This is a genomic window from Lysinibacillus sp. NPDC059133 (genome assembly GCF_042755925.1).
Lineage (GTDB): Bacteria > Bacillota > Bacilli > Bacillales_A > Planococcaceae > Lysinibacillus.
Window position 1 is genome coordinate 25,946 of sequence record NZ_JBHZDH010000013.1, and the last position, 12,110, is coordinate 38,055.

The following is a 12,110-nucleotide window of genomic DNA, read 5'->3' on the forward strand; positions in this document are numbered from 1 at the left end:
AATTGAGAGTCTTATTACTTAAAAAGTGACAGATTAGAGTATAAAAGTCCTTTTGTTTTTCGATAACCTTGTGGATGTTAGAACAGATCGGAAATACCTATTTTCGGAGTGTAAACAGTGTTAGTTGTTTTAAATAGCCTCTCATTTAAAATTTATATTAGTAGGTAGCGACCGACTGTTATTTCGCCGGTTTCTTTTTTAGTGTAATAAAATAAAAATCGATGCAACTAACTATCAATCAAAATGCTCTAACGGTATGTAAAGAGAAAAAGAGGTGATTATATGCGATCCGAGTTTCTTGTAAAAAAAGCAAAGAAGGGAGATGGAGAAGCGTTTATACAATTAATCCGTCAATATGAAATAACGCTTTACCGGACAGCAAAACGACTAGGCTTGAAAGATGAGGACATTGCAGATCTTTTACAGGATACAATACTGACAGCGTTTGAAAAAATAGATTCTCTAAAAGAAGCAAAATATTTTAATACATGGATTTGTCGAATACTTTTAAATAACTGTTATCGCTTTATGAAGCAGGATCAACGTACTGTACCACTGGATGTGACGACATTGCATGAACTGCGACACCAAGATCAAATTTCACTTGAGCTTGATGAGGCATTAGAAAGTCTAGATGAGAGCTATCGCATTGCTTTAACGCTTTATTATGTGAATGGGCTCACGACAAAGGAAATAAGCGAATTTCTTCATGAATCAGAGGGGACGATTAAGTCGAGGATTTCCAGGGCGAAGCAATATTTGAAAAATAATTATTATGTTGAGGAGGTACATTTACTATGAAAAAATCATTAGACGACCGTTTACATGAGGAAATGAATAGAGAACAAGAACTACCGGAAATTGTGCAAAAAGCTTTTGATCGTTCATATGAAGAGATTCGTTCCAAGACAACGAAGAAAATAAAAAAGCGTTGGTTGAAGCCTATTTCAGCTGCGGCTGCATGTGCAGTGCTTGCTTCGGGTGTGATTTTGTCTAATGATACAGCGATGGCTAAACTAAAAGCATTTCTAGGTTTCCAGGAGGATGCTGGGATTGAACTTGCTAGTCAAAATGGGGAAGTACAATATGTTGGTGTATCGCAAAGTTCACAAGATGTTACGGTCACACTTGAAAATACATTTGCTGATGCCTATCGTGTAGGGCTACAGTTCAATATTTTACCCAAGAGCATGGATATAAGAGATATTCAGCATATAAGTATTGAATATCGTATATATGATTCTAAAGGAAAAGAAATTGATGCCCATGTTTCAGATACAAAGCCTCTTACTTCAAAAGGTTTAGCGGGTAATACTGAGGAGCGAATGCTGAAAGGAACCGACCAATCCATAATTTTAGAACAAATATTACAGTCGAATGACCAGGCATGGCCTTCTCTAGATAACGCTCAATTAGTAATTGAAACAATTCATTTCTTTACAGAAAAGAAAGGGATTGTTCATATTAATGGAGAATGGCCATTTACATTGACACCAACGAAGGTCGTAACACAATCATTTGAAGCAGAAAAGGCTGTTGAGGGTATTCAACTTCAATCAGCAACCCTTACGAATGGCTCTATGCATGTATCTTTAATGGTCGACGCAGATCTTTACGAGGATGTAGATCCACTTTTTGAATGGGCGTTAACAAATGCAAAGGGAGAGTCCTTTTATGCACGAGGAGCCAATATAGAATTGAAAGATGGGAAAACCGTTGTTAGCTTAGTTTATCCTTATAGTATTTGGAATAAAGAAAAACAATTAAGCTTAAATATAAAGGGCTATGAAGAATTAAAATTAAAAAGTAAAGACTAATAGATAATTTAAATATTTAGGAGTACATTGGCAGCTATATCGCTAATGTACTTTTTCATTTGTTTACCAATAATAAAGCGAACGGAAATCAACCACACGTTTTGGTGATGAACCTTATATGGTATAGTATTGATAAAATTACAGAAACACAAAGGAGGATTGTTTGATGAGAAGGTATACTTTTTTTGCATAGCAAAGGCTATTGCAATATAGGATAAATTAAATAGCCTTTGCTCTTCCTAAAAAAATATTAAATTTAGGAGTGCAATTATGAGCTATAAAAAAGCAAAGCATATTCTACCAGCTGAGTTGCTAGAGTTAATACAAGAATATGTTGATGGTGAATATATTTATATACCGCGGAGAGCAGAACATAAAAAAGACTGGGGATCCAATACTGCTACAAGAAAAGAATTGGGTGTAAGAGACTGTAATATTTATAACGATTATCTAACGGGAGCGGACACGGCTACTTTAGGTGAAAAATATTATTTGTCTTCGAAGAGTATCCAAAGAATTGTATTAAAAGAGAAAAGAAGAAGAATAGAATAGTATAAGCCAGTGTGGTTTTTGACCGCATTGGCTTATTTCCTTTTATGAAATATGTATGAGGTTTTTTCAGGCAATCTAGGCTGGGTATAATTTAATCAGCTTCTTGTGAATTTTCATCTTTAGTTTATTTTGATATTCATTCAAAAAAGGAGAGAAAAAAATGAATTTTACCAAAGTATTAGGGACCTCTTTTCCATCAGTACAAACTGAGCGCATTAAATTAAGAAAGTTGAAGTTGGAGGATGCTCCTACGTTATTCAATTATTATTCAAATGAAAATGTATATCGTTATCTTGATTGGAATGGACCAGAAACTCTAGAAAGAAGTTATGAAGTAATTAATTTTTGGAACAAAGGCTATGATGAAGGTTGGATTATTCGTTTTGCTATTGCTAACAAAGAAACCGATGAAATTATTGGTACTATTTTTTTAAGTGAATTTGAAGGCAAACGAGCTGAAATTGGTTATGAATTATCTGAAGAATATTGGCATCGAGGTATTATGTCGGAAGCTGTTAAAGCAGTATTATCAATAGGATTTGATCAGTTAGGTTTAGTAAGAATACAGGCAATTGTTACAGAGGAAAATATAGCTTCAAAGAAACTATTGTCGAAATTCAACTTTAAGGAAGAAGGTTGCTTAAGACAATTTGAATGCCATAGTGTTACTGGAGAATGTAAAGATATGTTGATCTATAGTTTGTTGCATACTGAGTTTTCGAAAAAGAATATATAAGTTTTATGGTAATTTCAGATGGATTTCCAATAAAAAATGCGACAAAAACCTATTTAATGAGTTTTGTCGCATTTTTATATTGTGGTCTATTTTTCTCTATTTTCGAAAATTCCTATTAATAGAAATTCCAGTATGTGATAATAACCGTAAATTAAGGTAATGGGAGGGGAATAAAATGGAGAAAAATATTTTAAGTTTAAAACTAAAAAGATATCGAGAAGAAAAGGGAATCACCCAACAAGAACTAGCTGAGATTTTAGAAGTAAGTGATAAGTCTATATCCAAATGGGAACTTGGAAATGGTTATCCAAGTAAGAGAAATATGCTGAAGATATCGGAAGTTCTAGATATCAGTGTGGAAACATTGCTATTAGAGGAAAAGAACGATGATAAAGAAAAAATAAAGTTAAGTATTAATTATAGCTTAATTAGTTATATCATTATTTTTGCTGTAACTTTAATGATCAAAGGTTTGACAGGTGCAGAACAGTATCAAAACATTTTATCTAAAGATATTATTGAGATTTTAAAACTACTTGCAAGTGCATTTGTACAAAATATAGGAATTGCTTTACCACCCGCAATTATCATTGGTTTTGTTTTTTATTTTTATATTTTTCCTAAACAATCAAGAGAGTAGATTTAGATCTACTTTCTTTTTTTAAAAAAAGGCAATATAACTAATATAGAGTTATGACGCATGAGAAGGTGAGAAAATGCTGGGGAAATTTTTGAGAAGTAAAAAGAAAAATAAGGAATGGCGTGGAGGAAATTCAAACGGACGGCCTAAAGTAGCTATAAATGAATTACAATTGCTGCATTTAAAGGATGCTGGCAAAAGTAATCGAGAAATTGCACGAATACTTCGCGTTTCGGAAGCTACTATTCGAAGACGATTGAAAGATTTAGAGGGGTGATTTTTTCTCTTTATTCGAGTCGTTATACATATTTCTTCATCTCGGGATTCCAATAAATTATAAACAAACTCTTCGGTAGGATATCATAAAGAGTTTGTTTTCCTAAATGCGGACTACAATACATATTTTTCAGAACGAGGGGTTGAGTTGCTTGGAAATATCAATTAATAGCTTACAAGAATGTGACGCAGAAGAATTGTATCAGTTCGAAAAGAACAATAGACAATTCTTTGAACAAATGGTACCTAGTCGTGGAGAAGATTATTATAATTTTGAAACGTTCAAAATAAGACATAAAGAGCTTTTAGCAGAACAACAAGAAAATAAATCAAAATTCTACTTAATAAGAGATAACTCAGGCAATATCATCGGAAGAATTAATTTAGTAGATATAGATACAACGAATGATATAGCAGAAGTCGGTTATAGAGTGGGACAAGAATATGGAGGAAAAGGAATAGGGGCTAGAGCCTTAAAGCTACTATTAGAAACAGAAATCAGTGTCAAAAAGATTAAAGCAAAAACAACAACAAATAATATTGCATCTCAAAGGATTCTTGAAAAGAATGGCTTTAAACTAGTGTGTATAGATGATGGTACGTTCGAAATGCATGGGCAAAAGTTGCAGTTTATCGATTACCTTTTGGAACTTTAAAAGCCATGGTGCCTTCTGTTAGTTTTGATGGATAGTAAAAATCCTAAGAGGGGTGGTTGAAAGACAGTGTTTAAACGAATCATGATGCTTTTTTCAATTATTACAGCGATACTTTTCTTGATCATTACGACAAGTTATATTATTCATCAAATACAATTATCAAAAGAAGATAAATTATTTACGCCAACAGGAAAAATGGTAGAAGTTAATGGACATCAAATGCATGTCTACATAGAAGGAAATGGAGAAGATACGCTTGTATTTATGTCCGGGGGAGGCACAAGCTCACCTGTTTTAGATTTTAAATCATTATATTCATTATTAAGCGATAAATATAGAATCGTTGTCGTTGAAAAGGCAGGGTATGGCTTTAGTGACATGACAGATTCTGAGCGTGATATTGATACTATTTTACAAGAAACAAGAGAAGCTCTATTAAAATCAGGTGTTGAAGGACCATATATTTTAGTTCCTCATTCTATGTCTGGTATTGAGGCATTGTATTGGGCTCAAGTCTATCCGAATGAAGTTAAAGCAATTATAGGATTGGATATGGCTGTTCCTGCTGCATATAAAGATTATGATATAAATATGCCTCTAGTTCATTTAAGTGCCTTTGCTGCTAATATTGGTTTTACTAGATGGATTCCGGGCCTTTCTGAAAGTGATGCCAACAAATATGGGACTTTGACAGATGAGGAAAAAGAATTGTATAAAGTGATTTTTTATCGTAGAACAGTAACTAAAAATATGGTGAGTGAAATTAAGCATATTAAGGAAAATGCCGAAAAGGTAGGAGCGGCAGAAATCCCAAATGTTCCAATGCTTTTGTTCTCTTCAAACGGTCAAGGGACAGGGTGGAATGAAGCTGAGTGGAATGAATTTCAAAAGGAGTTCATCAGTAAACATAAAGATGGCACATTAATAAAATTTGATTGCTCACACTATATTCATGATATTGAATTTAAGCGAATAGCGGATGAGTCAGAAAAATATATAGAGAGATTAAATCGTTAAATCTTCAGAGCATGTTTTGAACAATCTTTTCAAAACATGCTCTACTTTTATGTGATAGGGAAACTCCAATCACACTAGTTTTTAGAATCTAAAGTAATCCCAGATAATATATAAGGAATTGACAATTTAATAAATTCCTCCGGGGATTTATCTATACTATTTTTTCTCCATTCCACAGAAGCACCGTAAATTCCCCAGCTTAGTATGACAGCGGTAGTTTTTAGCGCCGCATCCTCTTTCATATTATGTTGTTTTAATAACATCTTGTAAAAAACAATTTCAAGATGCTCCCGAATGATACGGGAAATGGTATCTTCATATCCTCTATGACAACGATTAGACAAAGATTTTTGAAAATTTGTTATGGTTGTAAAAATACGAATAATTGATTCTTCATTTAGATTACTTTTTTCGAAGATACTATCATTTAAATCAACTAATAATACTTCTGATAATACCTTTTCCAATAAGTCATATACATCTTGAAAGTGATAATAGAATGTTGCGCGATTAATCATAGCTTCTGTCGTAATATCCTTCACAGTAATATCCTTAAACTCTTTTTGACCTGAAAGTTCAATGAAAGAATCCATAATTAATTTGCGAGTACGAAGAACACGAGGGTCAGTCTTTGATTGAGTCATTTTTTTGTATCACTCCTACTTTTTAAACAATTTCTTCGATGTGTTGTATATACGACAAATCTAAAGAACTATTGGTACAGATGATCTTCATTATTTACTAAAATACGATTATAAAGCAATTAAAATGAAAGTGGTGAGTATGGTGACGAACAATAATAATTTAATCTGTGATTTAGAAACGGGCGTATGTGGTGTTTCAGAAGATGATGAAATGGAGGTGATCGATTTCAATCAAAAAAGGAAATCAATTGATTTATATTATGTGACAGATCCAATCTGCTCGCATTGTTGGGCATTAGAGCCAGTTCTTCGTCGCTTTGTAGAGCAATACGGTCATTATGTTAATTTCCGTACTATAATGGGAGGTTTGCTAGAAAAATGGGCCGGCTTTGCTGATGTATCTAATGGTATATCAAGTCCATCAGATGTGGCTGGACACTGGAGAGAGGTTGGTGAGCATAGTCGTATGCCAATTGATGGTACGCTTTGGCTTGAAAATTCCATTCAATCATCTTATCCTCCATCTAAGGTTTTTAAAGTAATTCAAAAGCACAATGGAGATTTAGCAAATGTGTTTTTACGCCGTGCAAGAGAAGCCGTTTTCGTATTTAATCAAAATATTGCGGAGAACTCTGTTTTAATTGCAATCGTAAATAATCTTGGACTGGATGGAGAAAAAATTGTAAAAGAGGCCGAACTTTCGGTTGGACAGAAATTATTAAACGAAGATTTTGGGTTAGCTTCACAACTAGGCGTAAGAGGATTTCCAACTATTATCCTGTTGAACGAAGAAAATAAAGGTGTAAAAATTGTCGGTAGTCGAACGTTAGATTCTTATATTGCCGGGCTAAAACAAGTTCTTAATTTAGATGAACTACAGCCAAAACAACAGCCAGCACTTTTCAGTTTACTTGAGAAAGAACAGCTTCTTTTTTCGAAAGAGATTGAAGTTATGTATGATATTGAACAAAAGGATATCAGTATATTTGCTGAAAAAGAGCTTGCATCAACTGCTTATGATGCGAAAGAAATACTTGGTGAAACTTATTTTGTAATGAAATAAAAGAGTCGTTTTATATAAAATGGGGGTTTTAATCATGAAATATTTATTACAAGTTGATTTTACAATGGACGGGCCATTCGGTGAAGAAATGTCCGAGTCATTCGTCGATTTAGCGAGAAGTATTAATGAAGAATCGGGGATGATTTGGAAGATTTGGACTGAGAATGCTGCGACGAAAGAATCGGGTGGTGTCTATTTATTTGAAACCAAAACAGATGCTGAAAACTATTTAATGATGCATTCAGAACGATTAACAAGTTTTGGTGTTACCGATATTCGCGGGAAGATCTTCGAAGTGAATGACGTATTATCAACAATTAATAATGCACCAATTAAATAGTTACTTAAGCTAATTAAGGTCATCATTGGCAGTTTTATCAACTAAATAATTAGGAATTGAAAACATGGGATTGTAAATTAACAATCTCATGTTCTTTTTTTGAGCTTGAAAATAATTTATTACTTGCAAAAAAAATCCATTTTGTATATATTGTACATAGAGTATATATACATTATTTTTATGAAGAGTTGAGAAATACGGATGTATTCTATCTGTTGGAAAAAGTTCGTTCATTTCGCGAAAGAAACGGATACTCAAGGAAATGCTTACATTATTGTATACGGAGGATGGATGATGGAAAATGTCATTGAATTACAGAATATTCATAAAGCGTTTAAAGGATTTCAGGTAAAAGATTTTTCTATTAGCGTTAAAAAGGGCTATGTAACTGGATTTATCGGGGGAAATGGTGCGGGTAAATCTACAACGATCAAGTTGATTATGAACTTATTACAGCAAGATAGTGGTACTGTTTCATTATTTGGTATGAAATATAAGGGACATGAAAAAGAAATAAAAGAACGTATTGGTTTTGTCTATGATGAAAATGTCTTTTATGAAAATATGACGTTAAAGGATATGAAAAAAATTATTAAACCGGCCTATAAAAACTGGGATGATAACACTTTTCAACATTATGTTGAAAAATTCGAACTACCATTGAATAAAAATATGAAGACCTTTTCGAAGGGAATGAAGATGAAAGCTTCGTTAGCTATTGCTCTAGCTCATCATGCAGAATTAATTATTATGGATGAGCCGACTGCTGGGCTCGATCCGATATTTCGTAGAGAGTTACTAAACATTTTACATGAGTTAATGCAGGATGGGGAAAAAACAATTTTCTTTTCGACACATATTACAACAGATTTAGATCGTATTGCGGATTATATTACCTTTATTCATAAAGGAGAACATATTTTCACGAAAGAATTTTATAAAATTGAAGAGGAATATGCCATTGTCAAAGGGAAGTTGGATTTATTGGATAAAGAAACGGAACAAGAGTTTATTTCGATCAGAAAAACGAATGCAGGTTTTGAAGCATTAACAGCTGATAAAAATCGTGTGGCAAACTTATTTGGGGATTCTGTTATTGTGGAAAAACCAACACTTGAAGATATTATGTATTATACGAAGAAAGGATGGTAACTGTATGTTTAACCTTATATTTAAGGATATATTAATACAAAAGAAAGTAATTTTATTTTACATTGCTACTATAATAATCTACTTATTGGTAGATGTTTCGCCAATTCCTATTGTAGTTTTAAATAGTCTAACATTTATTAATATGGCTTTATCTTACGATGAAAAAGATAACGCTAATATTCTGCTCAATTCGCTTCCATATACGAGAAAGGAAATTGTTTCTTCAAGGTATGTAGGTGTATTAATATTTACATCACTATTTATAATTATTACTTACGGAGGGAGTTTCCTGTTAAATGGAAAAGAAACGTCGTTTTCGTGGAAAGCTATATTGCAAATTATGGGTCTTGTTATGGTCGCTATTTCATTCATGCTCCCAGTCTTTTATAAATTTAAAAGGCAATATTTAGTGTTTGCTGCAGGTGCTTTAATTGGCATCTATCTGGTAACGAGTAAGTTTTTAGTCCCTGATTTAAATAAGATATTAAGGGAATTAACACGAAAGTTCCTAACTTTACAAGAAACGCAAATGTATCTCATAGCTATCCCTACAATTGTTATATTGTATATTGGGTCGTGGCTACTATCTATTCGTATATATGAGAGAAAAGCTTTTTAAATTTTTTTTGAAAAAGTTCTCAGAAGAAAAACGGCATGAGCCTAGACTCATGCCGTTTTCGTACGCTTAAACGCAAGTTTCCATAGTATAAAATTCGTGATGACAAGCACGAGTAAGTAAATGATTGCACCATAAGAAATATGAGCTACCATGACGTAATGCAGTCCCGCCAGTACACCTAAAGGGAGAAGCAATATAAACGTTTTCCAGCTTTGGGCATCGCCAACTTCATTATAGGGCTTTGTGAAAGGAATCTTACTTCCGATGCCGAGGTAACAAATGACGGTATACATGCAACTTGCTACTAAAACAGTCAGTAAATCTGGGATAATTCTCGTACCATAAATGAAGCAGAAAATGATGCTCAGAACAATATACAATGGAATGTACAACTTAATCAGAAATGCTTTTAAGCTACCTTTTTTTAAGTCTGTATAATCTTTGATTGGAAAGACTTTATAGACCCAAGCTGCTTTATATTTTCCTGAATGCCCGAGCAAAAGCACAGCTGTCGGAATAATTAGCATGCTGAAATAAATATTTAAATAGCCCATGCTAACGGAATAATCAATAGCCTCGTGCCTTGAAAAAGAAAACATAAAAATAAATGGAATGACAAATGAAAATCCTAAAGATGGATATACTTTCAGTTTAAACTCTCGCTCCTGTTTCATCATAAGGGAGGCGAAGCGGTAAAAAGCTCTTTCTTCATTCGTTCTACAAATGATTGTTAACAAAAGCGTCTTAAGTCGATTGTTCTTTTCTTTTTTCGATTTGCTGGTGTTTAATAGTTTTTGCAGATTACGTTCAAAGGTTGGAATTAGCTTTAGGTAAAGCCATATCGAGATGATTGGCATGACGACAGCCAAAATACTGAATATCACTGTAAATAAAGAGATGTCACCGTTTAGAAGTAACTCATAAGGAGCGGCAAACCACATAGGAATGAGAAAAACATTCCACCAATGAAATGTTACTACCATATCAAAATTGACGAATTCAAAGGATCTAATAAGAACTTGATAGCCAATCATCAGCATTAAGGATAAGCCGATTTGTACATAATTGATGATATCTTTCAGCTTTTCTCCATCAAAGAATCTTAAAATAGCAATATATAAAACAGCCGTTAAAACGACAATAAAAATATTAATTAAAACTAGTAAGAGCAACGTTAAAATAAAGAATACAATTCCTTGTCTGAATAGGCCAACTACTAGGGAGATGGCTGTAAAAGCAATAGTTAAATACGTCAAGTAGATGAAAATATGCATAAACTTGGCCGCATTGATCGTTCTAACAGAGATGGGCTTGGTTGAGAGAATGCTTCTGTCCCGTACATCCAAAAGTACGGAAGAAAAATCAGAAATCAATGTTGTCATGATGATAAAAATAATCATGGCATAAGCAATACTCATCTGGAAAAGATAGTTTTGACCAAATCCCATAAAAGGAATTAACATAAGCCCAAATAAAACATAAATCCATAAAGATTTGATGTAGCCGTATTTTTGCTCTTCTTTGTTTTTATTGGATGCTTGGTTAAATATTGTCGGTACTTTACGCTCATCCATTGTTAGTTTAATATGGAGGATCTTTCTCATGATTTCGTAATCGACGCCCATTTTCACAAAAATAAATTGAATTTTATCAAGCACTTGTAGGATTTTGAAATCTTTCATGATCATACCTCTTGTACAATAGAAACGAATTTTTCGCCAATTTCCTGATGATCATGGAAGCCTGTCAATTGGTTGAAAATTCTTTCCAGAGTTCCTTCAGTATTGTCTGCCTGTAGTTGGGCAAATGTCCCGTCGGCAGCGATTTTTCCATCATTCAACAGGATGATACGACTACTGATTTTTTCGACAACATCCATGATATGAGAGGAATAAAATATTGTTTTTCCTTGGGCAGCCAGTTGAGTCAAAATTTCTTTGAAAATCATCACACTATTCGCATCTAATCCATTAATCGGCTCATCTAAAAATAACAAGTCGGGATTATGTATAAGGCTAGCGATAATTAATAGCTTTTGCCGCATCCCTTTTGAATAAGAAGATATTCTTGAATGATATGCTTCTCCAACACCAAACAATTCCATTAAGGATTTTGATTTATCAGCAGCGACTTCTAATTCAAGGCCATAAAGCTGGCCGATGAAGGTTAAATACTCATAACCCGTTAAATTATCATAAACGTCTGCTATCTCCGGTACATAGCCAATTCTTCGTTTATATTCAATGCTGTCTTTGCTTATATTCTCTCCGAAAAGCTTAATTTCTCCACCGTAATCACCTTCGATCCCTAAAATGATTTTGACAGTGGTACTTTTACCTGCGCCGTTCGGACCGATATAACCAATTATTTCCCCTCTTGAGACGTGTAAGTCGATTCCTTTTAATATTTCCTTACTACCATAACTCTTCGTCAAATTCGTAATCGTCAAGATTTCTTCCATGTTGCAGCTCCTTTCTGTTGATCCTACATTATCGGTCAGTAATTTATCTGGTACCGCCGTAAAAGCCCAATCGATGAAGTCTAATAATCGGTGGAGTGTGAAGAACACCTCCTCTCCGATTAAAGTTCACTTTATCT

Annotated in this window: 15 protein-coding genes; 12 read left to right on the forward strand and 3 right to left on the reverse strand. The window is 33.6% G+C overall.

The features are described 5' to 3' along the window. The first annotated feature begins 282 nt into the window (after window positions 1-282). The 8 genes from ACFXN8_RS09355 (at window position 283) to ACFXN8_RS09390 (ending at window position 5,694) form a co-directional block, all read left to right on the forward strand. On the forward strand, window positions 283-801 hold the full coding sequence (locus ACFXN8_RS09355) for an RNA polymerase sigma factor (RefSeq protein ID WP_386844580.1): 519 nt from the start codon (window positions 283-285) through the stop codon (window positions 799-801). Beyond that, window positions 798-1,817 (forward strand): DUF4179 domain-containing protein, encoded by a 1,020-nt coding sequence (locus tag ACFXN8_RS09360; RefSeq protein WP_386844582.1) that lies wholly within the window; start codon window positions 798-800, stop codon window positions 1,815-1,817. Before ACFXN8_RS09355 ends, ACFXN8_RS09360 begins: the two co-directional genes overlap by 4 nt. 270 nt (window positions 1,818-2,087) lie before the next feature. After that, window positions 2,088-2,369: a CD3324 family protein gene (locus tag ACFXN8_RS09365; protein ID WP_370077319.1), complete on the forward strand. Its 282-nt coding sequence runs from the start codon at window positions 2,088-2,090 to the stop codon at window positions 2,367-2,369. A 160-nt stretch (window positions 2,370-2,529) separates the two neighbouring features. Further along, window positions 2,530-3,105 carry a GNAT family N-acetyltransferase gene (locus ACFXN8_RS09370; RefSeq protein WP_370077318.1) on the forward strand — a complete coding sequence of 192 codons (576 nt, stop codon included), beginning with the start codon at window positions 2,530-2,532 and terminating at the stop codon, window positions 3,103-3,105. A 175-nt stretch (window positions 3,106-3,280) separates the two neighbouring features. Beyond that, window positions 3,281-3,745, forward strand: a complete 465-nt coding sequence (locus tag ACFXN8_RS09375; protein ID WP_370077317.1) for a helix-turn-helix transcriptional regulator — start codon at window positions 3,281-3,283, stop codon at window positions 3,743-3,745. Window positions 3,746-3,821: 76 nt separating this feature from the next. Next, complete coding sequence (locus ACFXN8_RS09380) at window positions 3,822-4,022, forward strand: helix-turn-helix domain-containing protein (RefSeq protein ID WP_053481762.1); 201 nt, start codon at window positions 3,822-3,824, stop codon at window positions 4,020-4,022. Between the two features lie 151 nt (window positions 4,023-4,173). Further along, on the forward strand, window positions 4,174-4,677 hold the full coding sequence (locus tag ACFXN8_RS09385) for a GNAT family N-acetyltransferase (protein WP_386844586.1): 504 nt from the start codon (window positions 4,174-4,176) through the stop codon (window positions 4,675-4,677). Between the two features lie 66 nt (window positions 4,678-4,743). Beyond that, window positions 4,744-5,694, forward strand: a complete 951-nt coding sequence (locus tag ACFXN8_RS09390) for an alpha/beta fold hydrolase (RefSeq protein WP_386844588.1) — start codon at window positions 4,744-4,746, stop codon at window positions 5,692-5,694. Window positions 5,695-5,768: 74 nt separating this feature from the next. On the opposite strand, the gene ACFXN8_RS09395 is transcribed toward ACFXN8_RS09390, so the two are convergent. Beyond that, window positions 5,769-6,338, reverse strand: a complete 570-nt coding sequence (locus tag ACFXN8_RS09395) for a TetR/AcrR family transcriptional regulator (RefSeq protein ID WP_386844590.1) — start codon at window positions 6,336-6,338, stop codon at window positions 5,769-5,771. 139 nt (window positions 6,339-6,477) lie between these two features. On the opposite strand from ACFXN8_RS09395, the gene ACFXN8_RS09400 reads away from it, so the two are divergent. The 4 genes from ACFXN8_RS09400 (at window position 6,478) to ACFXN8_RS09415 (ending at window position 9,512) form a co-directional block, all read left to right on the forward strand. Further along, window positions 6,478-7,401, forward strand: coding sequence for a DsbA family protein (locus ACFXN8_RS09400; RefSeq protein WP_386844592.1), 924 nt, complete (start codon window positions 6,478-6,480; stop codon window positions 7,399-7,401). A gap of 34 nt (window positions 7,402-7,435) precedes the next feature. Continuing rightward, window positions 7,436-7,741, forward strand: coding sequence for a monooxygenase (locus ACFXN8_RS09405; protein WP_386844594.1), 306 nt, complete (start codon window positions 7,436-7,438; stop codon window positions 7,739-7,741). A gap of 294 nt (window positions 7,742-8,035) precedes the next feature. Further along, window positions 8,036-8,893, forward strand: a complete 858-nt coding sequence (locus ACFXN8_RS09410) for an ABC transporter ATP-binding protein (RefSeq protein ID WP_386844717.1) — start codon at window positions 8,036-8,038, stop codon at window positions 8,891-8,893. Between the two features lie 4 nt (window positions 8,894-8,897). Next, window positions 8,898-9,512, forward strand: a complete 615-nt coding sequence (locus ACFXN8_RS09415; protein ID WP_386844596.1) for an ABC-2 transporter permease — start codon at window positions 8,898-8,900, stop codon at window positions 9,510-9,512. Between the two features lie 47 nt (window positions 9,513-9,559). Here ACFXN8_RS09415 and ACFXN8_RS09420 read toward each other — a convergent pair whose 3' ends face one another. Both ACFXN8_RS09420 and ACFXN8_RS09425 read right to left on the reverse strand, forming a co-directional pair. After that, window positions 9,560-11,194 carry a hypothetical protein gene (locus tag ACFXN8_RS09420; protein WP_386844598.1) on the reverse strand — a complete coding sequence of 545 codons (1,635 nt, stop codon included), beginning with the start codon at window positions 11,192-11,194 and terminating at the stop codon, window positions 9,560-9,562. Between the two features lie 2 nt (window positions 11,195-11,196). Next, window positions 11,197-11,973, reverse strand: a complete 777-nt coding sequence (locus ACFXN8_RS09425) for an ABC transporter ATP-binding protein (RefSeq protein ID WP_386844600.1) — start codon at window positions 11,971-11,973, stop codon at window positions 11,197-11,199. Window positions 11,974-12,110 lie beyond the last annotated feature (137 nt).